Origin of the sequence: Amycolatopsis halotolerans (assembly GCF_042647905.1) — a bacterium.
GTDB classification, from domain to species: domain Bacteria; phylum Actinomycetota; class Actinomycetes; order Mycobacteriales; family Pseudonocardiaceae; genus Amycolatopsis; species Amycolatopsis halotolerans.
In genome coordinates this window covers 85,293-111,776 of record NZ_JBHRWI010000016.1, presented here as the reverse complement: position 1 = coordinate 111,776, position 26,484 = coordinate 85,293, and the positions used below count along the sequence as shown (strand labels likewise).

General features: G+C 70.1%; 26 protein-coding genes. 17 read left to right on the top strand and 9 right to left on the bottom strand.

What is annotated here, in order from left to right; genetic code table 11:
* Nucleotides 1-13: 13 nt before the first annotated feature.
* Together ACFORO_RS12895 and ACFORO_RS12890 are read left to right on the top strand one after the other, a co-directional pair.
* Nucleotides 14-535 (top strand): type VII secretion system-associated protein, encoded by a 522-nt coding sequence (locus ACFORO_RS12895; RefSeq protein WP_377869906.1) that lies wholly within the window; start codon nt 14-16, stop codon nt 533-535.
* A 334-nt stretch (nt 536-869) separates the two neighbouring features.
* Nucleotides 870-1,985, top strand: a complete 1,116-nt coding sequence (locus ACFORO_RS12890; protein ID WP_377869907.1) for a hypothetical protein — start codon at nt 870-872, stop codon at nt 1,983-1,985.
* Between the two features lie 336 nt (nt 1,986-2,321).
* Here ACFORO_RS12890 and ACFORO_RS12885 read toward each other — a convergent pair whose 3' ends face one another.
* Complete coding sequence (locus tag ACFORO_RS12885; RefSeq protein ID WP_377869908.1) at nt 2,322-3,332, bottom strand: helix-turn-helix transcriptional regulator; 1,011 nt, start codon at nt 3,330-3,332, stop codon at nt 2,322-2,324.
* A gap of 168 nt (nt 3,333-3,500) precedes the next feature.
* Here ACFORO_RS12885 and ACFORO_RS12880 point away from each other — a divergent pair, with 168 nt between their 5' ends.
* Nucleotides 3,501-5,393: a putative Ig domain-containing protein gene (locus ACFORO_RS12880; protein ID WP_377869909.1), complete on the top strand. Its 1,893-nt coding sequence runs from the start codon at nt 3,501-3,503 to the stop codon at nt 5,391-5,393.
* A gap of 137 nt (nt 5,394-5,530) precedes the next feature.
* On the opposite strand, the gene ACFORO_RS12875 is transcribed toward ACFORO_RS12880, so the two are convergent.
* Complete coding sequence (locus ACFORO_RS12875; protein WP_377869910.1) at nt 5,531-6,493, bottom strand: ArsR/SmtB family transcription factor; 963 nt, start codon at nt 6,491-6,493, stop codon at nt 5,531-5,533.
* A gap of 177 nt (nt 6,494-6,670) precedes the next feature.
* On the opposite strand from ACFORO_RS12875, the gene ACFORO_RS12870 reads away from it, so the two are divergent.
* Complete coding sequence (locus ACFORO_RS12870; protein ID WP_377869911.1) at nt 6,671-7,261, top strand: hypothetical protein; 591 nt, start codon at nt 6,671-6,673, stop codon at nt 7,259-7,261.
* A 46-nt stretch (nt 7,262-7,307) separates the two neighbouring features.
* Here ACFORO_RS12870 and ACFORO_RS12865 read toward each other — a convergent pair whose 3' ends face one another.
* The 4 genes from ACFORO_RS12865 to ACFORO_RS12850 are packed head-to-tail and all read right to left on the bottom strand — an operon-like array spanning nt 7,308 to nt 11,028.
* Complete coding sequence (locus ACFORO_RS12865; protein WP_377869912.1) at nt 7,308-8,225, bottom strand: ribokinase; 918 nt, start codon at nt 8,223-8,225, stop codon at nt 7,308-7,310.
* Entirely contained in the window at nt 8,222-9,256 is a 1,035-nt protein-coding gene (locus ACFORO_RS12860; RefSeq protein WP_377869913.1) for a phosphotriesterase family protein, read from the bottom strand. The genes ACFORO_RS12865 and ACFORO_RS12860 overlap by 4 nt, the downstream gene beginning before the upstream one ends.
* Nucleotides 9,249-10,244, bottom strand: a complete 996-nt coding sequence (locus ACFORO_RS12855) for a DMT family transporter (RefSeq protein WP_354737124.1) — start codon at nt 10,242-10,244, stop codon at nt 9,249-9,251. Before ACFORO_RS12855 ends, ACFORO_RS12860 begins: the two co-directional genes overlap by 8 nt.
* A gap of 31 nt (nt 10,245-10,275) precedes the next feature.
* On the bottom strand, nt 10,276-11,028 hold the full coding sequence (locus ACFORO_RS12850) for a glutamine amidotransferase (protein ID WP_354737122.1): 753 nt from the start codon (nt 11,026-11,028) through the stop codon (nt 10,276-10,278).
* A 113-nt stretch (nt 11,029-11,141) separates the two neighbouring features.
* On the opposite strand from ACFORO_RS12850, the gene ACFORO_RS12845 reads away from it, so the two are divergent.
* The 5 genes from ACFORO_RS12845 to ACFORO_RS12825 all read left to right on the top strand — a co-directional run bounded on the left by ACFORO_RS12845 (nt 11,142) and on the right by ACFORO_RS12825 (nt 15,592).
* Nucleotides 11,142-12,131 (top strand): LacI family DNA-binding transcriptional regulator, encoded by a 990-nt coding sequence (locus ACFORO_RS12845; RefSeq protein WP_377869914.1) that lies wholly within the window; start codon nt 11,142-11,144, stop codon nt 12,129-12,131.
* Entirely contained in the window at nt 12,128-13,186 is a 1,059-nt protein-coding gene (locus ACFORO_RS12840; RefSeq protein ID WP_377869915.1) for a M20 family metallopeptidase, read from the top strand. The genes ACFORO_RS12845 and ACFORO_RS12840 overlap by 4 nt, the downstream gene beginning before the upstream one ends.
* 244 nt (nt 13,187-13,430) lie before the next feature.
* Nucleotides 13,431-13,994, top strand: coding sequence for a hypothetical protein (locus ACFORO_RS12835; RefSeq protein WP_377869916.1), 564 nt, complete (start codon nt 13,431-13,433; stop codon nt 13,992-13,994).
* 146 nt (nt 13,995-14,140) lie between these two features.
* Nucleotides 14,141-15,160 carry an aldo/keto reductase gene (locus ACFORO_RS12830; RefSeq protein ID WP_377869917.1) on the top strand — a complete coding sequence of 340 codons (1,020 nt, stop codon included), beginning with the start codon at nt 14,141-14,143 and terminating at the stop codon, nt 15,158-15,160.
* Between the two features lie 15 nt (nt 15,161-15,175).
* Nucleotides 15,176-15,592, top strand: coding sequence for an SRPBCC family protein (locus ACFORO_RS12825; RefSeq protein ID WP_377869918.1), 417 nt, complete (start codon nt 15,176-15,178; stop codon nt 15,590-15,592).
* Nucleotides 15,593-15,661: 69 nt separating this feature from the next.
* Here the strand turns inward: ACFORO_RS12825 and ACFORO_RS12820 are convergent, their stop codons facing one another.
* Nucleotides 15,662-16,759 carry an NAD(P)/FAD-dependent oxidoreductase gene (locus tag ACFORO_RS12820; protein WP_377869919.1) on the bottom strand — a complete coding sequence of 366 codons (1,098 nt, stop codon included), beginning with the start codon at nt 16,757-16,759 and terminating at the stop codon, nt 15,662-15,664.
* Between the two features lie 93 nt (nt 16,760-16,852).
* Between ACFORO_RS12820 and ACFORO_RS12815 the strand changes: the two genes are divergently transcribed.
* Genes ACFORO_RS12815 through ACFORO_RS12800 form a run of 4 tightly spaced genes read left to right on the top strand, consistent with a single transcriptional unit; the run spans nt 16,853 to nt 20,424 of the window.
* On the top strand, nt 16,853-17,116 hold the full coding sequence (locus ACFORO_RS12815; protein ID WP_377869920.1) for a hypothetical protein: 264 nt from the start codon (nt 16,853-16,855) through the stop codon (nt 17,114-17,116).
* Between the two features lie 43 nt (nt 17,117-17,159).
* Complete coding sequence (locus tag ACFORO_RS12810) at nt 17,160-17,969, top strand: GAF domain-containing protein (RefSeq protein WP_377869921.1); 810 nt, start codon at nt 17,160-17,162, stop codon at nt 17,967-17,969.
* Complete coding sequence (locus tag ACFORO_RS12805; RefSeq protein ID WP_377869922.1) at nt 17,966-19,036, top strand: GAF domain-containing protein; 1,071 nt, start codon at nt 17,966-17,968, stop codon at nt 19,034-19,036. Before ACFORO_RS12810 ends, ACFORO_RS12805 begins: the two co-directional genes overlap by 4 nt.
* A complete protein-coding gene (locus tag ACFORO_RS12800) occupies nt 19,036-20,424 on the top strand; it encodes an RAD55 family ATPase (protein ID WP_377869923.1) in 1,389 nt (462 codons plus the stop codon). Before ACFORO_RS12805 ends, ACFORO_RS12800 begins: the two co-directional genes overlap by 1 nt.
* Before the next feature lie 47 nt (nt 20,425-20,471).
* On the opposite strand, the gene ACFORO_RS12795 is transcribed toward ACFORO_RS12800, so the two are convergent.
* Both ACFORO_RS12795 and ACFORO_RS12790 read right to left on the bottom strand, forming a co-directional pair.
* Complete coding sequence (locus ACFORO_RS12795) at nt 20,472-21,158, bottom strand: TMEM175 family protein (RefSeq protein ID WP_377869925.1); 687 nt, start codon at nt 21,156-21,158, stop codon at nt 20,472-20,474.
* A 168-nt stretch (nt 21,159-21,326) separates the two neighbouring features.
* On the bottom strand, nt 21,327-22,280 hold the full coding sequence (locus tag ACFORO_RS12790) for a hypothetical protein (RefSeq protein ID WP_377869926.1): 954 nt from the start codon (nt 22,278-22,280) through the stop codon (nt 21,327-21,329).
* A 396-nt stretch (nt 22,281-22,676) separates the two neighbouring features.
* Here ACFORO_RS12790 and ACFORO_RS12785 point away from each other — a divergent pair, with 396 nt between their 5' ends.
* The 4 genes from ACFORO_RS12785 (at nt 22,677) to ACFORO_RS12770 (ending at nt 26,450) form a co-directional block, all read left to right on the top strand.
* On the top strand, nt 22,677-22,883 hold the full coding sequence (locus ACFORO_RS12785) for a hypothetical protein (protein WP_377869927.1): 207 nt from the start codon (nt 22,677-22,679) through the stop codon (nt 22,881-22,883).
* Nucleotides 22,884-22,888: 5 nt separating this feature from the next.
* Nucleotides 22,889-23,956 (top strand): serine hydrolase domain-containing protein, encoded by a 1,068-nt coding sequence (locus tag ACFORO_RS12780; RefSeq protein ID WP_377869928.1) that lies wholly within the window; start codon nt 22,889-22,891, stop codon nt 23,954-23,956.
* Between the two features lie 25 nt (nt 23,957-23,981).
* Complete coding sequence (locus ACFORO_RS12775) at nt 23,982-25,043, top strand: serine hydrolase domain-containing protein (protein WP_377869929.1); 1,062 nt, start codon at nt 23,982-23,984, stop codon at nt 25,041-25,043.
* Between the two features lie 195 nt (nt 25,044-25,238).
* The gene (locus ACFORO_RS12770; RefSeq protein ID WP_377869930.1) at nt 25,239-26,450 is read left to right on the top strand and encodes an LppP/LprE family lipoprotein; all 1,212 of its coding nucleotides are present in this window, start codon (nt 25,239-25,241) and stop codon (nt 26,448-26,450) included.
* Nucleotides 26,451-26,484: the final 34 nt, after the last annotated feature.

Here is a 26,484-nt window from a genome sequence, read left to right as displayed (position 1 = left end):
GGAGGTACCGGCGATGTCCGAGAACCAGTGGGTGCTGCTGGTCGACCCGGCGTGGCAACCGGCGTCGACGACCGACGGGACCGAGATTCCGAGCCCGCCGCCGCATGCAGTGGTGGGCGGCTGGCTCGCACGCGAGGACGGGTCCGTCAGCCGTTTCGAGCCCAACCCGTCCTACGAACCAGCGGCGGAAGACTCCCCGACCGACCCGCTGGACGCCGTGCTCCGCCTGACCGCCCGCGGCGAGGCCGATTTCGACCAGCTGGCCGCGGTCTTCCGCGAATCGGCCTTCGCGGTGGCCGTGGACACCGATGAGTCTCCGCTTGTCGCGCCCTCGCCGGACAACATCCCGTGCCTGCTCGTCACGACCGCCCCGGCACACCGCCGCCGAGCCCGCGCCGCCGGGTGGCGTCCGGCTGGACCCGCGGATCTGGTCCGCCTGCTGGACAGTTACGACGACGTCGATCTACTGCTCAACCCCGGTGCGCCGGGGTGCCTTCGGTTGCTGGCCGACAGCGTCCGCGAAATCATGGCCTGATTCCTCTGTGCCACCGGCGGTCGAGTTCGCCGGAGCGACTGCGCACACAGCATGGTCTCGACCGTTCCTGATCGACATTGCTTCGGCGGCTACGTCCAGGAACCCGGAGTTTCGGGCGCCGCACGCAGCGTGCCGGGCTGCCGATCGGCGGGGTGCGACACGAATTCCGCGACCAGGTCGATGGATTCCCCGCGCGTCTCCACGTCGAGTTTCCCGCCTCACCGCACCGGGTTCGGCAACTGGATCGCTTCCGCCTTCGCTGGCTGAGGCTCCGGTTTTTGTCGGTGCCCCGCGCGATGATGTCCCGGACAGCAGCCGAAGGGGAGGAACGGCGATGCGAGTGTTGATGAGCGGCGAGGCGCCGGTGAGCTACGGGCAGATCTATGTCGAGAGCCAGCCGGGGCCCCCGAAGTTCGCGGAGTGTTTCGGCGGCCAGCGGAACGGGCTGTGCGGCGGCGCGGTGCCAGGGGCGCTGACTCTGATCACCGGCCTGCACACCGGCGAGGTCGGCTTCCGCGTGGAGTCGCACGACGAGGAACCGCCGCTGGACGAGACCTGGGAGGAGATCGTCGAGGTGTCGTTCCGCCCGCTCGGCGAGACGTCGCTCGTCTCCTGGGGCGGCAGCGCCGTCTGGCCGCTCGGCCTGCGCGAGATCGACTATCGGGTCCGCTACAGCGGAACGCGGATGGACGAGGCGCACCGGCTGGGCATTCCGGAGGGCGAGTATTTCGAGCCCGACCGCTATCTGCTCCAGTTCTGGCCGGGTCCGCCGGAACCGGACCGGGTGGTCAAGCAGACCAGCGCGAGCGCCGCCTACTGGCACGACGTGGCCAGGAAGCAGCCGCCTCCCCCGACGCCGGAGGAGAAAGCCGAAGCCGAGCGCCTCGCTCGCCTCGAACAGGAACGGGTCGCTGAGGAAGCGCGCCTGAGGGCGGAGGAAAGCGCGTGGGGCGGGAGCCTGCCCAGCGAACGGCTGCGGCAGCTGCCGGGTGCCGTACAGAGCGTGGCGAGGCTGGACCGGTCGCTGGTCGACGCTCTCGCGCGGACGGATCCGGTGACCCAGCGGCAGATCGCCCGGTGGACAGTCCGGCGCGCGTTCTCCGAGGCTCAGCTGACCGAGGTCGAGTGGATAGCCCCGGCACTCGCGGCGATGGACCGGGGCGAGGCGCTGCCGCCTCCGTTCGACGACAACCAGCGGGCGTGGAATCGTCTGTTCACTGACGAACGAGTCCCGCAGACGCTGGCCACCTCGCCGGACGGACGGCACGACAACTGCTCGCAGCAGGCCATGGCGTTTCCGGCGGTGTTCTCCGTTCGGGAACCGGACCCGCTGGCCGCTGCCTTCGACGCGCTCTGGTCAGCCGCGGTCGCTTTCGGCTATGGACGGCACGGGGTGCTGTTCGCCGAAGTCCGGCAAGCCTTTCCGGTGCTCGCGGAAGGAGAGGGGTGAGCTGGCTGGCCGGACATAAGGCGGGCAGTCGAGGCTGCTGGCGGCGCGGCAACGCTGGAGCCGCACACGGAGGTCACGGTAAAGGTGGTGCCGGAGACGCTGGGCCGCGCGCGTTGAGGGGAGGTCGATCAAACGGGAAGCCGTTGGGGCACAACCGGTTAGGCGCGATCACAGCGAGTCTGGCGCGGAGCAGCACCGGCCGAACCAGGGGAACACCGGGCTGAGCGTCCGTCGAAAGCCGGTCCTCGCGGGCGGCGTGCGGTGACAGCCGGAGCCGTTTGCCGCGCTGGCTCGGGCGATGCGGCGTAACCGCGGCCAACCCAGCACAATGCAGACTCAAAGCGGAACCGACCGCACCGGCGAGACGCCGGGCTGGCTGTCCACCGAAAGCCAGTCGTTCCGCGTCGCATGCAACGCCAGCTGAAACCGGTTCGCCGCCCCCGTGCGGGCCATCAGGTTCTCCAAATACCGGAACATCGTCCGCCTGCTCACCCCGAGCACCCGGGCCACCTGGTCGTCCGTGAGTCCGGCGGCGAGAAGCGAGAGCAGCCGTCGTTCGCTGGGGCGGATCGCGGGGCCTGAAGTGTCGTCGGCGAGGCCTAGCGGCAACGCGACCTGCCAGCACATGTCGAACAGCCCGGCCAGCGCGTCGAACAGGCCGCACGAGCGGATCAGCAACACCGTGCGGTCCGCGCCGGACAGGGCCGCGCAGTCGTCGACGATCAGGAGTTTCACCGGGACCTCCGGCAGAACCCGCGCCTCCTCCCCGCTTTTGCCGCAGGGCAGGATGTTTTCCGCGACGTACTCCGGCCGTTCCAGCGCGAGCCTGCCGTAGACGGCTCGGTAGCGTACGCCGCGGGCCAGGTTCTCCAGTTCGATCTCGTTGGCGTCCGCGTCGGCGTAGTACGGCGGGGAGTCCAGTCCGCGGACCTCGGTGCGCGCCGATCGCTCCAGTTGCTGCACCCGTTCGGCGGCTGTGGTTCCGCTGACTACCTCGATCATCGGGTCGGCGTCGTAGGTGAACGAGTGTCTTCGGTATCGCTCGTACAGCCGGGTCATCGCCGCCCGGGCCCCGGCCAGTTCGGCCTCGCGTTGCCTGGTCAGCACCTCCAGCACCGGTTCCGGACGCAGCGCGGACATCGGCGAGCCGGGGCCGTCGACCGGGCCGGCCAGTCCGATTCCGGCCAGCACCGCCAGCACGCGGCGCACCTCGCCGGGGTCGCGGCCGGTGTCGCGCGCTAGCCGATCAGGCGGAACCGGTCCCGACGAAAGTAGGTCCAGATAGATTTCTGCTTCGTCCGCTTTCAGCCCGAGAGTCAGGAGATGGCCGATTGCTTCGGGAACCATTCGGAGGCACCTCCACCGGGCTGGCCGACACCATTGCGCCACTGGCACCAGCGCGTCACCGCCAGGGCTGAACGAACTGTAGACAACTGGGCACCGAATGGCCCGACGCCGTTCGCAGGAAATTCCCTGGGAGGGATCGTGTCCCGTTCAGCCCGAAGAATCCTTGCCATGGCCGGTTTCGCGGCCTTGGCCTTGACTGCCCCGGCCCTGCCAGCCGTGGCATCGCCCGCCGCGGCGCATCCGACCGCCCGCGTCTGCGCCGAGAAGGCGAAGCCCGGCATGGTCACCTGTTTCGCCGAACGCCAGACCGACACCATGCGCGCGCTCCTCACGCCGGGCGCGCTGCCCGGCGGGTTCGGTCCCTCGGACCTGCGTTCCGCCTACAACCTCACCGCCGGGGGCAGCGCGTCGGCCACCGTGGCGATCGTCGACTCGAACGACGACCCGAATGCTGAATCGGACCTCGCGAGCTATCGCTCCACCTACGGGCTGCCCGCGTGCACCACCGCGAACGGCTGCTTCAAAAAAGTGAACGAAAACGGGCAAACCAGTCCCCTCCCGACCGCGGATTCCGGCTGGGCGGGCGAAATCTCGCTCGACGTCGACATGGTTTCGGCGATCTGCCCGAATTGCCACATTCTGCTCGTCGAAGCGAACCAGCCGAGCATGGCCGATCTCGGCACCGCGGTGAACACCGCCGTGTCGATGGGCGCGAAATACGTGTCCAACAGCTACGGCGGCGGCGAGGACGGCACCGAACCCTCCTCCGACTCCAGCTACTTCCACCACCCCGGCGTCGCGATCACCGCGAGCACCGGCGACAGCGGCTACGGCATCAGCTACCCGGCCTCGTCGCAGTACGTGACCGCGGTCGGCGGCACCTCGCTGAGCCGCAACAGCAGCGCGCGCGGCTGGGGCGAAACCGCTTGGAGCGGCGCGGGAAGCGGCTGCTCGGGCTACGTGGCCAAGCCGTCGTTCCAGAACGTGACGACCAGCTGCGGCAAGCGCGCCGCCGCTGACGTCTCGGCCGTGGCCGACCCGCAGACCGGCGTCGCGGTGTACCAGACCTACGGCGGCAGCGGCTGGGCCGTCTACGGCGGCACCAGCGCGTCCGCCCCGATCATCGCGTCCGTGTACGCCCTCGCCGGCACGCCCGGCGCGTCCGACACCCCCGCCGCCTACCCGTACTCGCACACCGGCAACCTCAACGACGTGACCTCCGGCAGCAACGGCAGCTGCTCCGCCTCGGTGCAGTGCAACGCCGGCCCCGGCTGGGACGGCCCGACCGGTCTCGGCACGCCCAACGGCACCGCGGCGTTCAGCGCGGGCGCTCCGAGCGGCGGCGTCACCGCGGCCAACCCGGGCAGCCAGAACGGCGTCGTCGGCACCGCGGCGAGCCTGCAGCTGTCCGCGTCCGGCGGCAGCGGCGGCTACACCTGGACCGCCAGCGGCCTGCCCACCGGGCTGTCGATCAGCTCGGGCGGCCTGATCTCCGGCACGCCGACCACCGCGGGCACGTACTCGGTGACCGCGACCGCCAAGGACTCCTCCGGCGCGACCGGCTCCACCACGTTCAGCTGGACGATCGCCCCGACCGGCGGCGGCACCTGCTCCGGGCAGAAGCTGGGCAACCCCGGTTTCGAGAGCGGCACCAGCCCGTGGACCGCGTCGAGCGGAGTGATCAGCACGTCGTCGAACGGCGAGGCCCCGCACAGCGGCACGTACCTCGCCTACCTCAACGGCTACGGCACCGCGCACACCGACACGGTTTCGCAGTCGGTGAGCATCCCCTCCGGCTGCCACGCCACGCTGAGCTACTACCTGCACGTCGACACCGCCGAGACGACCACCACGACGGCCTACGACAAGCTGACCGTCAAGGCCGGTTCGGCCACGCTCGCCTCGTACTCGAACCTGAACCAGGCGACCGGATACCAGCTGCACACCGTTGACATGTCGGCCTACGCCGGCCAGACGGTGACGCTGACCTTCACCGGCACCGAGGACTCGAGCCTGCAGACGTCGTTCTGCCTCGACGACACGTCGCTCACTGTCAGCTGAAGCTGAACCCCGAGGAGAGGCCGTCCCGTGCGCGGGGCGGCCTTTTCCGGTGCGCTGCGCGAAAAGCGCGCGATGCAGGTGTCCGTGAGGCAGCGAACTCGACGCCCTACGGCGCTACTGAGAAAACCTCATTCGGCTCAGTTCGGTTTGGCGGCAAGCAGATCAAGCCCGAGCGGGGTGCACTCGTGGCACACCGCCTTGCCCTCCCGACGCGAAACGATCAAACCCGCCTCGCGCAAAGTCTTGGCGTGCAAGGACGCCGCGGCAACCGACACGGACAGCTCGCGCGCGAGACCGGTGGTCGTGCGTCCGCTGATCAGGGACCGCAGCGCACCGGCGCGAGTGGCGCCCAGCAGTGCGGCCAGCGGGTCCGGCGGACCGGACGGGGCGAGCAGGGGCAGCGGGGTCAGCGCGGGATAGATCAGCGTGGTGGGCCGGTCGGCGTAGTACGCCACCAGCGGGTGTCCCGACCACAGCAGCGTGGGGCGCAGGACGATGCCGTGGCCGTGCAGGGTCAGGTCGAGGTCGCGAGGAAAGTCGGCTTCGAGGGTGAGGCCCTTCCAGCGGAGCGTCGGCCGGAGACTGGCGAACAGGGCGTTGATTCCTTGGCGCGCAAGGATTTTCGCTCGCCACGCTGTCTCGGCGTCGAAGCCCGCCCGCAGACTGCGCCAGCGTTCGGCGAGGACGCTCTGGTAACCGGCGCTGATGGCCTGGTGCAGCACCCTCCACGCCTCACGGTCCTGCCCGGCCAGCCGTTTCGTCCAGGAGGTCAGCGGACGGTCGATCGCGCACACCCGCCGCAATTCGGCGCGCACTTCGGCCCGCGGAGTGGACAGCACGCGGTCCAGCCCCTCTTCCACGGTGCGGCTGGGCGGGTCGAGGAACATCGGGCCCGCGCCGGAGGGCGAGACGAGTTGCAGCAGCGGCCTGCCCTCGGCCGGCAGTTGCCGTGCGACCTGCTCGCGCCACGGCGCGAACGCCGGGTCCGGATCGCGGCGCTGCAGCATCTGCATCGCGAGGGTCAGCTCGCCGAGCGGCGCCGGATGTTCGGCGATCGACACGTGCAGAAGATCCTCGGGCGTACAGCGCAGCCGAAGCACGGAAACCCCCCTTGTTTTGAGTTCTAGCTTAAACCATCGCGTCCCTGGCCCCGGGTGCGCAAATATTGTTTTTCCGGCAGGGGGACGGGAAATCACCGGAGCGGCAGCATCGCATTCGGCCTATCGGTATACGCCGTTCGCGTCCTCCTGGACATTTCCAGCAGAAGAGGGGTTTCCATGCGAGTGAGAATCGGCGCGGCACTGGGGGCGGCATTGGTTTCGCTTGCCGCCGTCGCGACGGCGGCGACGCAGGCGGACGCGTCTCCCGCCAGCACATCAGCGGACTTTACGCCACAACTGCGGTCCGCGGGGTTCACTGCCCAGCAGAGCGCCGCGCTGCAGGGCGAGATCGACCGCGACCTGGCGACGCTGCACGGCAGACAGGTCACGCCTAATCAAATCGTTACCGGCGACAATTCAGTCATCACTTACCCTTTGCCCGGAGATAAGTATGCGCACGCATTCGGCGACGGACTGAACGGCAACGACCCGCGCACTCCGTTCGAACTCTGTTCCTACGGCGCGTTCTGCGGATGGAAGTACGCGAACTACGAAGGAAAGGGATTCACGCATGCGGACTGCGCCGATTTCTACGAAATCCCGAACGGCTTCAACAGCGGCGGTTCGTGGATGAACAACCAGACGCACCACTACACGACGTCGTTCTGGGGCAAGGGATACACCTACTTGTCCACCTCGCCGAAGGCGTACTACGCCCAGCCGCACGGGAACTGGCACCCCGTGTGGTACATCTCGAACGACTGCTGACCGAGGACAGCGTGCCGCGGCGGCATCCGGCGAGGATGCCGCCGCCTCAGGCGTCGAGGACCTCGGCCAACGTCGGCAGCGAAGGATGCGCCCCATGCCGCGTCACGACGACGGCGGCCACTGTGGCCGCGAAACCGCAAGCCGCCACCACGTCCGCGGTCGTCGGCTCACCCGGGATCTCCGCGAGCCGCGCGGCAAGCGCACCGACGAACGAATCACCCGCGGCAGTGGTGTCCACCGCTCGCACGGCAACCGCCGGGACGTGCACGGACGACGACGCGTCAAGGACCGCGCATCCCTCGGCCCCCAGCGTCACGATCACCCACCGGCATCCAGCGGCGAACAGTTCGGCACTGCCGCGTCGCAGACCGTCGACGGGGTCTTGGCCGGTGAGCTGCCGGAACTCGACTTCGTTCGCCACCACCACATCGCTGAGCGGCAGCAGCTTCGCGGCGACGTCGCCGACCGGCGCGGTGTTGAGCACTGTCAGCACGCCACGCGCGCGAGCAGCCGCGAACGCGCGTTCCGTCGCGTCGGCCGCCGCCTCCAACTGGCCCACGACAACCCGCAGCCCCGGCAATTCGCCGATCGCCGTTTCGGCCGCCGCAGCCGGGATGTCGGCGTTCGCCCCGGCCACGACGACGATCGAGTTGACGCCCTCCGCGTCGACGGTGATCGCCGCCCGACCGGTCGGCAGCGCGGAGGTTCGCAGGTGCGCGACGTCCACGCCCTCGGCGAGCAGGGCTTCCCGGTACTCCTCCCCGTCCTCGTCCTGGCCGACACACCCGATCACGGCGACTTCCGCGCCGAGCCGGGCGGCGGCGACCGCTTGGTTGCCGCCTTTTCCGCCCAGCTCCCGGCTCGTCGAGAAGCCCATCAGGGTCTCCCCCGGCTCCGGGATGCGCGGGGCCAGGACGATGTGGTCGACGTTGAGCGACGCGACGACCGCTACCGCTGGGCTCATGCGGTGAGCCATCGGGCCGGGACGTCCCGCATCAGCCGGGCCACGGCGTGGGCCGCCACGCCCTCGGCTTCGAGCAAGTCGGCGAAGATCGTCGGCACGAACACGAGCCCGTTCCCGCCGTTGTGCGTCCACATCTGCTTCAGGAAAAGGTCGTGCGACACCATGATCTGCTCCCCGAAGCCCTCGTGCACCCACCGCGCCACAGCGCGAGCGGTCTGGGAAACCGTCGGGGCCACTCCTTCGCCGGGGAACGAGATGTCGAGGCCGATCATGTCGAACTCCAGCAGCACGCCGCGTTCCAGAAGTTCACGCTGGTAGCCCGGATCGGCACCGGACGGATCGCTGTGCGCGAGCGCCACTTTCCCCGGCACCGCACCGCATTCCTCCAGCACCAGGTCGAGCACCTCGTGCCCGCGGCGTTGCCAGCCCGGCATGTGGATGTTGAGCCCGACAGCCGGCCGCGCCGCCTGCGCGAGCGCCGCGGCCCGCAAGGAAGCCCGTTCCCCGTCGGTGAAAAGCGGAGAGACGCCGACCTCGCCGATGACGCCGGCCCGGATTCCCGTTTCGCCGACGCCCTCGTCCAGCTCCGCGAGGATGCGCGAGGTCTGCGCTTCGACGGTCACCGCGGTGATGCGCTCGCCCTCGAACTTCTCCAGGTACGCACCGGTGCCCATGACGACGTTGACCCCCGTCTCCTCGGCCACCGCCGCCAGGGCTCGCGGATCCCGGCCGATCGCCGCGCTGCCGGTGGCGTCGACGACCGTGCCGCCGCCCGCCGCGGCGAACGCGGCCACCTCGCGCACGACGCTCGCGTGATCCTTCACCGCCACGTTGTCGGCACAGCAGTACGGATCCTGGCGAAGCAGGAACTGCCAGCTCGGACCCACTTCCGCCGCGACGAGCCGCCGAGTGGCGGCGTACGAGGGTTCGGCGACCGCGGACGACAGATCGTTGAAGAGGTGCTCGTGCGGCAGCACCAGCCCGAGGTCCGCCGCGTCGATCGCACCGAGGACGCCGCGCACCTCAGCCACGATGCACCTCGGCCGGCTGGGCAAGGACCGCCGGTTCGGCCGTGTGCCGCGACGGAATCATCGCGATCGCCGCGGCCGCCAGTGCCACGCCGGCGCCGAGCACGGTGACCAGATGCAGGCTGGAACCCGCTGCGGGAGCGACGATTTCGAGCAGCAGCGACCCGATCAGCTGACCGGCGGTGGAGGCCAGGCCCAGCAGCAGGAGCCCCAAACCGCGCACCAGCAAAGCCATCAGCGCGATCGACAGGAGGCCAAGCGGTCCGCCGAAGTACATCCACCACGTGCCGGGCAAGGCGAAGTGCGCGCCCGCGGTCGCCATCCGCACCACGTACACGAGGCCGAGCGCCACGAAGCCGATGAGGAAGTTCCAGGTGATGGAGATGAACATCGAACCGGACAGCAGGCCGATCTCCGAGTTGCCGGCGGGCTGCCAGCCGGCGAGGAGACCGCCGACGAACGGCATGATCGCCAGCGCGATCATGTGCGGGGCCGACCAGTTCGGGGAAACGACCAGCACCGTGGCGCAGATGGCCAGGATCGCCCCGGCGACGCGCGGCGCGCTCATCGCCTGCTTGAACGGGACGCCGATGCCGAGCCGGTCGCACACCACGCCGGAGATGACCATGCCGGAGATCAGCGAGGTCTGGAAGATCGCCACCCCGAGGAAGCCCACTGTGACGCCTTCGGAGAGCACGATCACCGCACCGCACAGGCCCGCGAAGAAGTTCCACCGCGGGATCTCGCCGCGCACCAGCTGACCCGGCAGCCGGAAGAACGCGGTGCGCGTGCGGGCGCGCGCCAGCACGATGATCAGCATCAGCACCAGTCCGGTGCCGAAGGACACCAGCGCGGCGGCGTGCCCGTCGCCGAGCGCGGTGCCGAGATGCCCGTTGACCAGCGACTGCAACGGGCCGAGCATTCCGGCGAAGACGGTCGCGATCGTCAATACGACGGCCGAGGTCGCGCGGCGGGTGGGTGACGTACTCATCGAATCCTCCTTGATCCTGAGTGCGCGCGGCTCAGATTTCGCGTCCGGCAAGCCAGGTCAGCGCCTGCGCGAAGAGCTTGCCGTAGCCGTCCCAGCTCATGAACTCCTCGGGAGCCCAGTGCGGGGAGATGTCCGAGGTGAAGGCGAGGGTGCGGCCCTGGCCGACCTGGCGGGCGGCCAGCATGACGTCGCCCTCGACGGTGGCGAGCAGTTCGGCGTCCGGCTTCAGCGTGGTGTGCTGGTAGCCGAGCAGGATCGGCCACTCCTGGTCGAGACCGGCGACCACGGGGTGGCCGGACCGCACGACCTGGGCGCGGACGCCCTCCGGAGTCTCGACCCGGTCGTCGTACGGGTCGATGTCGACCGGAAGGATCTCCTCGATCGGCGTCCGGTGGTAGTTGGCCTTGCCCTCGAAGCCCTGGAAGCTCAGGTAGCCGCCGGCCATCATCAGCCCGCCGCCGCCCTGGACCCACTCGCGCAGCAGCTTGAGCCGGTTGGGCGCGGGACGGCCGCGGGTGAACGTGTCCGGGTGCAGCAGCAGGGTGTTGGAGCCGACGTCGGAGAGCAGGACGACGTCGTAAGCCTCGAGTTCCGCCAGCGTCTGCGGGAACTTCTCGGCCACGTCGTGCGAACGCAGGTGAGTCACCTCGACCCCTTCCGCCGCCAGCGCCGCCAGCAGCCGCTCGCACCCGATCTCCACCTGCGTGTGCGCGAACGGGTCGTATCCCTTGTGGTCGATCGTCGCACTGACCCACGACTCCCCGGCTAGCAGGACCTTGACCATCGACGACTCCTTCGGGGCGAAAGTGCTTAGCGCGTGTTGCGCAACGTAGCGCAACAACGCCAATATAGGATGCGGTTGCAGTCGCCGTCAACGCTCGAACGGGGAGGAGCCGGATGTCGCTGGCGAAGGTGGCCCGAGAGGCCGGGGTGGCCGTGTCGACGGTGTCGAGGTACGTCCGGGGGGAGCTCAACGTCGCCTCCGAGACGGCCCGGCGCATCGACGCCGCACTGTCCGCCGAAGGGCATCCACCCGTGCCGAAACAGGTGACCGGGCTCAGCCTCGGCCTGGTGGTCCCGTCGCTGGACAACCCGTATTTCTCCACGCTGGCGGACGCGGTGGCCGACGCCGCGGCGGCGGACGGCATCGACGTGTTCACCGCCCTCACCGGCTCGTCGCCGTCGCGGGAGCGCGCCAGCGTCGAACGCCTGATGCGCGTGCCGGACGTGGGCGGGCTGATCTACCTGGGGATGAACAACACCAACGAGGCCTTCGCGAGCCGGCTGGCGGGCGACTTCCCGGTGGTCTTCCTCGACGAGTACGTCGAGGCCGCCGGGCCGCGGATCGCGCACGTCACCGCGAACAGCTTCGGCGGCGCGTATCAGGCGACCACCCACCTGATCTCCCAGGGCCACCGGCTCATCGCCCACGTCGGCGGACCGGCCGGACTGCGGACGGCGGACCAGCGCGAGGCCGGATACCGCGCGGCCATGAAGGCGCACGGGGTCGAGGTCGACGAATCGATGATCGTGCGGGGCACCTTCAGCTCGGCTTTCGGCATGAACTTCTTCGCCCACATGGCGCGGGCCGAAGCGTCGCCGACAGCCGTGTTCACCGCCAGCGACATCGCCGCGGTCGGCCTCCTCGAAGCCGCCCGCCGCGCGGGAGTCGCGGTGCCGGGCGACCTGTCGGTGATCGGCTGCGACGGAATCACGCTCGGCGAATGGACGTCGCCCAGGCTGACCACCGTCGCGCAGCCGACCGAGCAGATGGCCCGCAAGGCGGTCGACGAGATCACCCGCCTCGCGGCCGGCGACAGCCCCGCGGACCACGTGCTCTCCATGCAGCTCGTCGTCCGCGAATCGACCCGGGAGTACTCCGCATGACCGACGAAGCCCTCGCACTGTTGCGCGACCTGGTGCGCCAGGACACCACTTCCGGCGACAGCGCCGCGCAGGCCGCCGCGCAGGAGCTGGCCGTTTCCTACGCCACTTCGACGACGGGCGTACGGGTGCTGCAACGCTCCACCGCTGGCCGACCGTGGGTGCTGCTCGGCACCGGTTCCGCCAACGGCGCGTTGTTCGTGTGCCACATCGACACCGTCCCGGTCGGCTCCCGCGATTTGTGGGAGCGCGCCCCGTTCTCCGCGGACGTTGACGAGGAATTCCTGCACGGCCGCGGCAGCGTCGACATGAAGGGCGGCCTGGTCGCCGCCTTGGCGGCGTTGCGCAACGCCGCGGAAGCCGGTGCCGACGCACAAGTCCTCATCACCAGCGACGAAGAGATCGGCTGCCGAGGCGCGGCGGAGGCCTCGGCGGCGCTGGAGCTGACGCCGCGCGTCGTCGTGGTCCCGGAGGCGACGCAGAACCGCGTCTCGCTCGGGCATCGAGGAGCCACGTGGCTGCGGCTCGCCGCGGCGGGCAAGGCCGCCCACGGGTCCACGCCCCAGCTCGGCCGCAACGCGATCCAGCTGCTCGCCGACCGGGCTCTCGGCGCGCTCGATTCGCTCCCGTTGTCCACTGAGGACTATCTGGGCGAGGAAACCGTCAACGTCGGCACGTTCGAGGGCGGCACCGCGACGAATATCGTTCCCGCATCGGCTGTCCTGACGCTGGATGTGCGCACTGTGGACGGTGGCGCGCCGGTGATCGCCTGGGCTTCCTCGCTCGATCCGGCGATCAGCGCCGAGGTGGATCTTGACCTGCCCGCGGTTCGAACCCCGAGTTTGCCGGACGCGCTCTCCGATCAGGCCACCGCGCCCGCCGCGACGTATTTCACCGACGCCTCGGCGTTGGCCGGGTCCGTGGCCGGTGCGCCGATCGTGATCTGGGGCCCGGGAGATCCCCGGCAGATGCACGCGGCGAACGAGCAGCTGGAACTGGAGTCCTGGCGGCAGGCTTTGCGCAACTACCGCGAGCTGGTGTTGTCCGCCGCGCGCTGACCATCCAAGTCCTATGTGGACTAGCGCTGCCCGGTGTTCGGATTCCGGCGTTGCCCGGCCTCCCCGCGGCGGATCGCGCATTCGGACCGCCCGACCATTTCCGCCAGCCCTTTCCGCGACGTTTTCGGCAGCCGTCCTCCTCACCGACGACGGCTTCGGCTATTCCGGCCACCGCTCGCCAGCCACTACCCTCTACTGAGCGCACCGGAACCCCCGGGCCCGGATCTGCGATTGCGAGCGCCGCATGGACGCTGACGAAAGCGGGGCCCCGGTGCCGCGGAGCCCCGCTCTCGCCGACTACCTCGCCCGTTTCCCCTGTCCCCTCGCAGCGGCGAACGGAAGCACCGCCGCCGGTTGGAGCCTTCAAGGTGTCGACGCCCTGGTAACCGCGCTGGAGCTCGTCTACAAGAGCGACCACCGCTGCCAGTTGACCGTGAAGACCGTTCGCTCCCACGAGGGCCTGAATCCCCGCGGCTTGCCGGTCAACACCACCGCCGACCTGCTGAGCAATTTCCTCAGCCGCAACGAGCTCGTCACCGAGCCCGACCGACGCACCTTTGCTCAGGAGCACCCAACTGCTCGCCTCGAGCGCTATCAGCACATCCAGCGCGCCGCCGACGACGCCGCCAGACTCCCCGCGACGGTGTCCTGCGACGGCACCCCAACCACCGGGCAACGCCTCGACGCTCTTGGCCTCTCCGTACTCGAACTGCCCTGGCACGACGGCGCGACAGTGCTGTGCGTCGGCGTCCCCGAGTTCATCGACCACCTGGCCTTGCGCACCGCCACACCCGAAGACCTCCCCTGACCGGGCGATGGACCAGCCCGTACCGGTGACCCGGCGCACTTCCCTTTGTCATACCCAGCGTGTGCAACTATTGTCGCCGCATGTAACCGGCTGAGGCAACCCAGCCGCGAACAGGTCAAGCAGTACGCGAGAGAGAAGAAAAACCCATGTCGCTCACCCACATTCTCCCCGGACGGCTCGGGTTCGGGACCGCTCCGCTCGGGAACATGTTCCGCGCCATTCCCGACGACGAGGCCCTCGCGACCGTCGAGGCCGCCTGGGAGCAGGGCATCCGCTACTTCGACACCGCGCCGTTCTACGGGGCCGGGCTGGCGGAGTCGCGGCTCGGCCAGGTGCTGGCGGGCAAGCCGCGCGATTCCTACGTTCTGTCGACCAAGGTGGGCCGCGTCGTTCTCGACGAGCACGAGCACGAGCACGAGGACGCGGACGAACTGGGCGAGAAGGGCGGCTTGTTCGAGCACGGCAACCCCAACAAACTCCTCCACGAGTGGACCGCCGACGCGACCGAACGCTCCATTGAGGACAGTCTGAAACGGCTCGGCACCGACCGCCTCGACATCGTCTGGGTGCACGACATCGCCCAGGACTTCCACGGCGACCGCTGGCTGCGGAAGTTCGAAGAGGCCCGCACCGGAGCCTTCCGCGTGCTGTCGCGGCTGCGCGACGAGGGCGTCATCAAGGCGTGGGGTCTCGGCGTCAACAAGACCGAGCCGATCGAACTGACCCTCGACCTCGACGAGCCCCGGCCGGACGGTTTCCTGCTCGCCGGGCGCTACACGCTGCTCGACCACGAGCACGCCCTCCAGCGGCTGCTGCCGATGGCGCAGGAGCACAACGTCGGCATGGTGATCGGCGGCCCGTACAGCTCCGGCGTCCTCGCCGGCGGCACCCACTTCGAGTACCAGCAGGCCCCGCCGGAAATCCTCGAGCGCGTCGAACGGCTCAAGACACTCGTCGCGCGGCACGGCATCAGCATCAAGGCCGCCGCGCTGCAGTTCTCGCTCGCGCACCCGGTGTCCGCCGCAGCGATCCCCGGGGCCACCCGGCCCAGCCGGATCGCTGAGGACACCGCCGCGCTGGCCGAGAACGTCCCCGCCGAGTTCTGGCACGACCTGCGCGCCGCCGGTCTCGTCCACCCCGCCGCCCCGCTGCCCGACAACGCCTGAAACCGGAGCACCACCATGGCATCCACCTCAGTCAGCCGCACCGTTCCCGCCTCGCCCCAGCAGGTCTGGGACCTCATCGGCGGATTCGCCTCGCTGCCCGACTGGCTCCCGTACATCCCGGAGAGCACCGCCCTCGACGGCGGCCGCACCCGCCGGCTCACCAACCCGGAAGGCGAGACCATCGTCGAACGCCTGGTGGCTTTCAGCGACGCCGAACGCCACTACAGCTACGCCATCCTCGAAGCGCCGTTCCCGGTCACCGGCTATCTCTCGACGCTGCGCGTCCATGCCATCCCCGGCCAGGAAAACGCGGCCGAGGTGCAGTGGTCCGGCAGCTTCACCCCCGACGGCGTCACCGACGAGCAAGCCGTCGACCTGTTCGCCGGCATCTACCGCGACGGCCTCGACGCCCTGCACAAGACGCTGGCCTGAACCCCGCTGAGTCCTTTATGGACACTCGGTTCACGCGCCGACCGGACCGCCCGGTCGGCGCGCACGCCGTCACCGCAACGGGTCGTAAGCCTTGAGATCGATCCCCGGGTCCACGTCACGCGCCACCCGAGCCGCGATCGAACCCGCGTACGGCCCCATCGTCAACCCTGACGCGCCCAGTCCGTTGGCCACCACCAGCCCCTTCACGTGCGGAACCGCACCGAGCAGCGGCCGGATGTCGGGACCCGCGGGCCGGAAGCCGACCCGCGTCTCCGCATACGTCGCGTCCGCCAGCCCAGGCGCCACCGACAGCGCTTCGGCCAGCACCTCCGCCAACCCGGCCGCCGTCACCCGGTAATCGAAACCAGCCCCCTCCTCCCGCGTCGCCCCCACCACGATCCGCGAATCGTCGAACGCGAGAAGGTAGTGCCGCGACTGCGGCAACACCACCGGCCACCGCGAGGTTTCCGCCCCCGGCAACCGAAGATGCACGATCTGCCCCCGCTGCGGCTCGACCCGAACCTCGACCCCGAGCGGCCCCAGCAAGGCAGGCGACCACGCCCCCGCCGCCGCGATCACCGCGTCCGCACCGATGAACTCCTCCCCCACCAGCACCCCGCGAACCGCCCCGTCCGCGACGATCGACGCCGTACCCTCCGCAATCCGGGCCCCGCGCCGCACCGCAGCCCGCCGCATCGCGTCGCGGACCAGCCGCCCGTCCAGCCGGGCCGCGCCCGGGATGTGGATCGCCGGGCCGTCGTGCCCGAGCGGCGGGAACATTTCCTGAGCCTGCCGAGCGTCAATCACCTCGACGTCCCCGGCCAACGGCGCTTCCCTCGCCCGATCCGCGACCCGCTGAAACGCCTGCGCCGCTTCGCTTTCGGAGACCAGGCTCAACGACCCGACCCGCCGATAACCGAGATCGGTCTCGCCGTCCTCAGCCAGCGCCGCCCGCAATCCCTCGTAGTACTCCGCCCCGCCGGCCGCCATCCGGTACCAGTCCGGATCGTCCACGGCGGACGCCCACGGACAGATGATCCCCGCCCCCGCCGACGTCGCCCGTCCGTCGGCCGCCCCGTCGACCAGCACCGTGTCCACTCCCGCCCGGACCAGCTCATACCCGGCTGCCGCCCCCACGATCCCGCCGCCGACCACGACCACACGCATTTCGCCCCGCTCCTTCACTGCTGTCCGCCTTCCGTTCACCGCTCATCCGCCGCCCCGCCCGCTCCGGCGAAGCAAAGGCTGCCGATCCCCCTCGTGATCCGCAACCAGGCGAACGGCGGCGTCGCGAGTCTCACCAGAACCGAACTGACCCGCTCGGTGCCCGCCCACTGGCACACCGCCCCTGGGAACAGCGGACATCCGCGATCAACCGATGCCGCTCGACGCGCGGACCCGGGCGAACGCTGTGCCCCGGTCCGCGAAGAACTGTCCGCCACGCCGGCTGACGCAGCGGCCGGGGCCGGAAGCCTCCCCGGCAAGGGCATTGTTGCTCTGGCCGAGATGGACGGCCGGTTCTAGCGTCGCGGTTCGTGCAGTCCTCCGGAGGGATGAGGCGCCGATTGTGGTGATCGAGCAGGAGCTGGCCAAGATCTACGAGGCGATCCGGGCCCGCGCGCTGGCCGAGGGTTCCCCGGTGGCGCTGCGGCATGTGGCCCAGGTGTGCCGGGACCTGCTGGGCGCCGACGGGGTCGGGGTGCGGCTGGGCGACCGGCTCGGCCTCGGCGAACCCGCCTACGCCACCGACCAGCGCGCCGAGCGGATGCTCGAACTCCAGATCACGGTGGGGGAAGGCCCCGGGCTGACGGCGCTGCGGCGCAGGTTCGCGGTGCTGTCCGCGGACCTGGACGAGCCGCGGCGGTTCCGGCAGTGGCCGATGTTCGCGCCCGCCGCGGTCGAGGAGGGGCTGCGCGCGGCGTTCGCGTTCCCGCTGGCCACCGGGGCAGCGTCGCTGGGGGTGCTGGAGTTCTACCGGGAGGCCGGGCGGTCCCTGTCCGACGCCGAACTCGACCTGGCGCTCACGCTGGTCCAGGTCACGACCGGCCACCTGCTCGCCCAGGTGGCCCTCGCGACGTCGGGCGAGGCGGAGGCGATGGTCGACGAGGGGCTCTACCGCCGCTGGCGCACCGTGCACTCCGCCACCGGAACAGTCGCGGCGCAGCTGGGCTGCCCGGTCACGGAGGCGTTGCTGCGGTTGCGGGCCTTCGCGTACGTCAGCGGCAGGCGGTTGTCCGAGGTGGCCGACGACGTTACCGCGGGCGTGCTGCGGCTGCCCCCTGATCACCCGTCGTGGCAGCGCGACGGCGACCGCGGCAAGGACGACACGGACGAAGGCCCCGACCAGGACGGCGAAAGCGGGAGGCGGACGGAGTGAACGAGCTGAGCGAGGAGTGGGTCCCGATCCTGCTGGAGGCGGCCCGGACGGTGACGGGCCGGCGCGCCGGGCTGGACGCGGCCTACCTGCTCACCGGCATCTGTGCGCGATTGCCCGGCGTGGACGAGGCGATCGTGCTGCTGCCCGACGACCAGGGCCGCGGCGTCCCGCTCGCCGGGACCGACTGGCCGCTGTTCGACGATCTGCTCGCTTTCCGGGCCGACGAGGATCTGTGCGGGGCGGCCCGGGAAGGCACCCGGGAAGCCGCGGTTTACGCCGATCTCGCCGGTCAGGCCGGCCGGTGGCCGGGGCTGGCGCGGATCGCCGCCGCGCACGGCATCGCCGCCGTGCACACGGTCCCGATGGAGGCGTTCGGCGAACTCGTCGGCACGGTCGTGCTGACCAGCCGCGAGCACCAAGCGCTGTCCGCGGGCGAAATCGCCTTCGTGCGAGGCTGCGCCGGGATCGCCGCGGCGGGCCTGCTGGCCGACGCCGTCGCCGAAACCCTGCCGTCCGCCGTCCTCCGGCTGACTCGCCACACCGCGCAGCAGGACCAGATCGCGGTCTGGCAGGCCGTCGGGATGCTCGCTGCCCACCGCGGCGTGGATCTCCCGTCGGCGGAGGCGATGCTGCGCGCGCACGCCCGGGACCTGGCCCAGCCGCTCGTGCGCAGCGCCGAGCGCGTGGCGGAAGGCGGCGCGGACGAGATCGCCGGTCCCGGGCACGACACCCGCGTCCTGGTGGTGGACCCGGACCGGTTCACGGTCAGCTGTTTGTCGGACACGTTGCGCGCGGCCGGTTTCGACGTCACCGCACTCGTTTCCGCGGCAGCGGCACAGCCCGCGGTCCCGCCTCCCGTGGCGATCATCGACCAGACGGCCGCGGGCGCGGGCGACCTGATCCGTGCTCTCGCCGAAGGACCGGGCACGCAGGTGATCGTGATCTCGCCGGTGGCCGTGCAGCAGGCTCCGCCCGCCACCGCCCGGGTGCTGCCCAAACCGGTCCACCCGTCGCAGGTCCTGGCCATGGTCCGCGCTCTGCACCCCGCGGCCCGGCAGGCCGCGTGATGAAACAGAGACTCGTCAGCGGCTGCCAACGGCTGGACGCGATACTGGGCGGCGGGCTGATCGACCCGTCGATCACCCTGCTCGCGGGAGCCCCCGGGTCCGGCAAGACCGTGCTGGCCCAGCAGTACGCGTTCGCCAACGCCGACCCCGCCCGTCCCGTGGTGTACTTCAGCACCCTCACCGAACCCCTGACGAAGATCACCCAGTTCCTCGACGGTCTCGCGTTCTGCGCGCCGGACCTGATCGGCACCGCGGTGCTGTTCGAGGACCTCGGCGACGCGGTGACCGCCGACGGGCTCGACGCCGGGCTCGCCCGGCTCACCGAGGTCGCGACCCGCACGCGGTGCGGGATCCTGGTCGTCGACAGCATCAGGGCCCTGCGCTACGCCGCCCCGGACCAGGCCGCCTACACGCGCTTCCTCTACGAACTGGCCGGACGGCTCAGCGCGCTGGCGACCAGCACCCTGTGGCTGGCCGAATACGACAGCGCCGAACTGGCGTCCTCGGCCGAGTTCACCATCGCCGACGCCACTATCGCGCTGTCCACCCAGGCCACCGGACAGCGCACCAATCGTGCCCTGCAGGTGCTCAAGCTCCGCGGCAGCACCTTCCTGCCCGGCTGGCACACCTACCGCATTTCCGAGGACGGGCTGGACGCTTTTCCCCGGCTCAGCGACCCCGGCGACGGCGACGGCTCCGTCGACCCGGCCGCCACCGCACGGGTCAGTTCGGGCATCCCCGGCCTCGACGCCATGCTGGGCGGCGGATTCTGGCCCGGTTCGAGCACCATCGTGGCCGGGCCGCCCGGTTCCGGGAAGACCGTCATCGGCCTGCATTTCGCGTTCGACGGCGCGGGCCCGGGCCAGCACAGCACTTTCACGACGCTGCAGGAAAGCTCGCTCCAGCTCAACCGGGCCGTCCGCAGCCTGGGCTGGGAACCGGGGTCCGACACGGTCACGCTGCGCTGCGAATCCCCCAACGACATCTACATCGACCAGTGGTTCTACGACCTGCTGGACTCGCTGACCGCGAGCCAGACCCGCAGGCTGGTCATCGACAGCCTCACCGACCTCGCCGCGGCGTGCGACGACGACCAGCGGTTCAACGAGTTCCTGCACTCCCTGCTGGGCCGCTGCGCCCAAGTGGGCATCACGACGCTGCTCACCCTGGAGATCCCGGACCTGTACGGGCAGGCGGGCCTGTCCGGCACCGGGATCTCCCATCTGTCCGACAACGTGATCCTGCTGCAGTACCAGCGTTCCGGGGCGCGCATCGACCGGGCGCTGACCGTGCTGAAAACCCGGGCCAGCCCGAATCTTCCCTACACCACCGCGTTCGAGGTGACCGGCCGCGGGATCGTCATGGACGGCACGGCCGACCGGTCCTGACGCGATTGACCGCACGAGGTCCGGCGGCTGCTCCGGCCAAGCGGCGGTCAGCGGGCGCGCCGGCTCCGCAGGAGCGCCCGCCTGCCAGGCAGGACGAGCAGCAGCAGGCTGTAGTACTGCAACGCGGGCACGACGAGGGCGAGGGCCAACGCCAGGACCAGAGCGAGGACGTTGAGGTAGCTCTCCGTGTAGAGCTCCCGGAGCGCTCCCGGATCCTGATCGTCCTCGTCCATCAGCTCCGGTGCGGTTTTCAGGATCCGCAGCATCGCGAACCGGCACACCATGCTCGCCAGGAGCGTCGCGTAGTAGAACACCGCCACGAACCGGTCGCGGCCGAAGGCGCCGATCATCTCCGTCGGGAGGGGAAGGACGACGACCGACAGCAGCCACCCCATGTTCCACATCGTGAAGGGGCGGGTGACCCTCGCGACCGAGGAGAACGTCCGGTGGTGCTCCCGCCAGATGTTCGCGATGACCGCGAAACTCAGCAGGAAACTCCAGATCTGGTCGAAGTGGCCGGTGATCACCTCGCTGGCGTGCTCGTGGGCGGAGGCGACCTCCGGGACGAGGTCGACCAGCGGCAGGATCAGCAAGGTGATGGAAATCGCTGTCACCGCGTCGGTGAACAGCACCAGCCGTTCCCCGGACGCACCGCCCTCGCCCCGGCCTGGCGCGGAAACCGGCGGCCGGGGCCCTCCCGCACCGGTTTCGTCGGCTGCGTCGCTGGCACTCATCCGTGTCGCACCTTTCCTCTGTCCGGTCCGCGGAGCGGCTCCCGCGTCCCGCGGAGACTGTCACCGCCGGCTGCAGAGATCGCGCCGCGACACGCCCGCCTCGCGGCAACTGCCCGGAAGTCCGTTCCACAGTGGACGAACGGATCCAGAATCGGTTCCCGGAGAGGATCAACGATCCGCGACGACCCGGCGATAGTCGCGGATCCCGGCGACAGCCAACGCCGCGACGATCACCCCGGCACAGCAGACCTGTGCGATCACCATCGCGCCGAACGGAATGATCCCGTTCTTCAGCACCACGTTCTGGACCACCGCGAGGGCGATGCACAGAGCCAGCGCCAGCGTCCATCCCGGACGTGGCCCGATGCGGTGCCGAAACACCAGGTATCCGGCTCCGGCGAGCACGCAAAGCCAGACAAGCGGGGACAAACCGGTGATCTGGTCCGGATCGCCCGGAAGCCCGAACCTGAGCGCGAGAGCGGGAGCGAAGACCAGGCTCCCGCCGATGACCCACCACCACGGCCGCGACGGCGGCAGCGGGGCGTCGACGTGGAAGGCCACTGGCAACAGCACCAGCGGAAGCCACTGCGGAGCGAAGTACAGGACCGATTCGGGACCGAGGCCGGAGGAATGCTTGGCCAGGAACCAGATCGCGCCCGCGGCCAGGATCGCCCCGGCGGCGATCCGCGCCGCGCGGCGCCACCCGTCCACCAGCAGCACGAGCGGGATCAGCGAGACGGCCAGCCGGATCAGCTCCGTGAGCAGATCGGACGTCAGCACCGAGCGGAAGTTCCCGGGGTAGGGGCCGGAGAAGGAGAAGAGCACCCAGAGCGTCTCGCTGGCTTTGCCCGCGGATCTGAGCACGCCCCAGACCAGGCCGAGGAGCACGGCCTGCCGCACCAAATCGCCGAGGGCGACCGTGCGCGCGGGCGCCGCCCTGCCCGCCAGCCGCGTCCGCACCCCCAGCGCCAGCAACGCCCACAGTTCGCTCCACAGCGCCGCACGGTCCCGCTCGCCGTGCAGATCGAGCAGGGTGCCGACCATCTCGTCGCCGCGTTCGGCGCGATACCAGGCCGGGAGCACGCGCACCACCGCGCGGTACTGAGCCTCCGTGTCGATCATGCGCGCACTTCCGCTGAGCCGGACCAGCCGTCCAGCACGTCGGAGAAGGTGCTTGCCCGCAACCGCGCCCGGCGTTCGGGCAGTGCGCCCGGGACGACTCCGTCTCGCTCAGCCATGGTCCACATATATCCTAAGACGATATATAGCGGCATCCGTTGCTTCGTTGTCCGCGAAACTTCCCCAAGCGGCCGGAGGCGCGCGACCCGCATGACTGCCTCCCTCCCGCCAGCGCAGAGCTGAGGCCCCGGCTATCAACGGCCTCGCCCTCCGGCGGAGCGAACAGCACCACCGGGCGGGTGCCGACCTGACTGAACGGCAAAGGTAGCGCAGACACCACCGTCAAGTTGGGGGTTTAAGGCATGTTGGCGGGCACCGGCGGTTCCTAGTGTCATCAGCATGGAAATGGAAGCTTCCCGCAGCCGCCAGGCCGGCGGCCCGGCCGTCACCACCCTGCTCTTCCTGTTCTTCGTCGCCGGCGCCGCCACGAACTCGATCGGCGCTTTCACCGGGCTGGACACCATGTTCCGGATGACCGCGGGCGGGATCGCCGTGGCGTGCCTGCTGATCCTGATCGTGCGCTTCGTCGCGCGCCGGAAGGACTGACGCCGGTGTTGAACACTGTGCCGTTGGTGCTCGCCGCGTCGCTGCTCGCGCCCGCGGCGCCGGCTGCCGCTGCCCCGGACCCGGTTCGCGCGCTCGCGCGGGACATTGTCTCGTCCGGCGCGAGCGGTGTGCAGATCCGGACTGTCCACAACGGACATTCTCGCACCGTCACCGCCGGAGTGTCCGAACTGGACTCCAGAAAGCCGTTGTCTCCCAACGGACGATTCCGGATCGGCAGCGCGACCAAGATGTTCACGTCCACTGTGGTCCTTCAGCTCGTCGCCGAACACCGCATCCTGCTCGACACCCCCGTCGACCAGTACCTGCCCGGACTGCTCCCGCACGGCAAAGAGATCACCGTGCGGATGCTCCTGCAGCACACCAGCGGGCTCTACGACTACACCGAGTCCCTCCCGCTGCTCGAGCCTGAACTGGAGAAGATCCGGTACCGGCATCATTCGCCGGAGTCGATGGTCGCGGTCTCGACCGCCAAGCCGCTGGACTTCCCGCCGGGCAGCAGGCATTCCTATTCCAACACCAATTTCATCGTGCTCGGCATGCTCATCGAGCGGACCACCGGGCACGCTTGGGGAACCGAAGCGGCGCAGCGCATCCTGTGGCCGCTGGGACTGCGGCACACGTCGGTTCCCGGGGACCGGACCGGGATCCCGGGTCCGCACGCGCACGGGTACCAGGAGATGAACGGGAAACTGGTCGACGTCACCGAACTGAACCCGAGCATGGCCTGGGCGGCCGGCGAGATCATTTCCACCACCGCGGACCTGGACGAGTTCGTCCGGGCACTGGCGGCGGGGCGACTGGTGCCACCGGACCTGCTGACGCAGATGACCACGCCGCGTTCCGCGACCGAGGAATACGGGCTCGGAGTGCGCACCCCGGTCACCGCGTGCGGCAACCGGGTGTTCGGGCACACCGGCGGGATTCCCGGGTTCCAGACCGTCGCGTTCACCAGCCCGGACGGGAAACAGCGCGTCGAGGCCTCGGTGACGCTGGGGCGGGGCCCGGACTTCGACTGGACTCGCGCCGTGCTCGACAAGGTCTTTTGCAGCTGAGTGCCAACACTGAACGAGGAAACCCATGCTCAACACTGTGCCCTTTGTCCTGACCGCTGCCCTGCTCGCGCCGACGACGCCGGCCGCGGCTGACCCCATTCGCACGGTCGCGCGGGAAACGGTCGCCGCCGGTGCCACCGGCGTGCAGATCCGCGCCGTCCGGGACGGACACTCTCGTACCGTCACCGCAGGAGTGTCCGAATTGGACACCCGCAAGCCGGTCTCGCCCACCGGACGATTCCGGATCGGCAGCACGACCAAATCGTTCGTGGCCACCGTGGTCCTGCAACTCGTCGCCGAGCACCGGCTCGGACTGGACGCCCCGGTCGAGCGGTACCTGCCGGGATTGCTGCCGCGTGGCAGCGAGATCACCGTGCGGATGCTCCTGCAGCACACCAGCGGCCTCTACAACTACCTCCGGACGATCTCGCTGGAAGACGCCGATCTGGAGAAAATCCGCTACCAGCACCATTCGCCGGAGTCGCTGGTGGCCATCGCGGCCGCGCGGCCGCTCGATTTCCCGCCGGGCAGCAAGTTCTCGTACTCGAACACCAACTACGTCGTGCTCGGCATGCTCATCGAACGGACCACCGGGCACGCTTGGGGCGACGAGGCGGCCAAGCGGATCCTGCGCCCGCTCGGCATGCGCGAAACGGTGATCCCCGGCGACCGCACCCGGATTCCGGGCCGGCACGCGCACGGATACCAGGAGATGAACGGGAAGCTGGTCGACGTCACCGAACTGAACCCGAGCGTCGCCGGCGCCTCGGGCGAGATGATCTCCACCACCGCGGACCTGGACAAATTCGCCCACGCGCTCGCGGCGGGACGGCTGGTGCCGCCCGCGCTGCTTACGCAGATGACCACCCCGCGTTCCGCGACCGAGGAATACGGGCTCGGAGTGCAGACCCGGACCACTCCGTGCGGGATTCCGGTTTTCGGGCACACCGGCGGGATTCCCGGGTACGGGACGATCGCGTTCACCAGCGCGGACGGGAAGCGCCGGGTGGAGGCTTCGCTGACGCTCGGGCGCGGCCCTGGGGACGACGCCTTCTACTCGTTGATCGACAAGGTGATCTGCGCCTGAGCGAGACCCGGTCTGGGTCCGGCCGGAGAACCGGGCCCAGGCCGCGGCGGGACGAACTCGTGCGGACGGTGCGCCCAGACCCGCGCCGGGCGTGCCACATTGCTGAGAACGATCAACCGGCACGAGTATTTCAGTGCTCAGTAACGCGATCCGGCACCCCTCCGTCTGTCTTGGTACAGACGAGGAGTTCACGCGATGACCGATCCCCTTTCCGGCGGCCCCGCACCGTGGCCGAGTGCTCCGCCCGCCGCGTTCCCGTGCCCGTACTGCGCACAACCCGTCCAGGCGGGCACAGTTCAGTGCTGGCGATGCGGCAGCCGGCTGATCCCCGCGGCCGCGCCGGGCGAGAGCGTTCGACGGTTCGCCGCCGCGACCGGGCTGGCCGCGGGCGGCGTGCTGGTCGGGGTGTCGCCGGTGCTGCCGTGGTTTCAGGTGGTGCTGCTGGGGAACGCGAGCCTGTTCGACGTCGCTCGCCTGGCGAGCAGCCGGACCGTGCCGCTTGTCTTTCTTCCCGTGGCGCTGGCGGTCTGCGGGGCCGCCGCGATCGTCGCGGCTGTCGTGCTGCGGGAGGGCGTCGCGGCCCGAGCGACCGGCTTCGTCCTGTTCGGCGTCGCCGGAGTCCTGGGCGGCTTGCTCCTCGTCAGTCTGCTGAGCGGTCTCGCCGACGCCGGCGGCCTCCTGCGCATCGGACTAGGCCCCTGGGTCGCCGTCGCTGGTGCGCTCTTCATGCTCGTCGGCGCGGTGGTGCCACAGCCCGCCACCCGACCGCCACGTGCCTCCGGCGGCGCCGTCTTCTCCAGCATCGCGTGCGCCGTCGCCATTGTCGTCGCCGTGCTGGGACTGACCGCCGCCGTCGGCACCGACAGAGCGACCCGCACCACCGCGGACAGCACGACAGCCACGCCGGAGCCGACGCCGACCATCCCGTCGACGCCGGAACCCGTTCTCCCGCCGGTGTCCACGCAGTCCAGCGTCCCGACCACTACCTCGACCGAGGATCCAGAGCCGACGGCTGTCCCGCTCACCACCCTCGCCGACGCCGAAGCGGTCGTCCAAGCGAAGGGATACCGCCCGTATCCAGGCACCTCCTGGGTATCCGCCGACGGCTTGCAGGTCATCCTCGCCACCATCGCCGAGTCGGCCGACGGCTACGCGAACCGAGCCTTCTTCTTCCACGACGGCAAGTACCTCGGCACCGACACCTCGGCCGACAGCGCCGGCATCCAAGAGGCGTGGTCCACCGACACCACCATCGCCCTCTCCTACGAGCTCTACAACGCCGGAGACCCGCAGTGCTGCCCCACCGCCAACACGGCGACGGTCCGCTACCACTGGACCGGAACCCGCCTAGTCCCCCTCGACGCGATACCTCCCGCCGACCCCACCGCGAACCCGAGCCGGCGCTGACCGCCAAGCTCAGCCGGGACACACCGTGAACCGG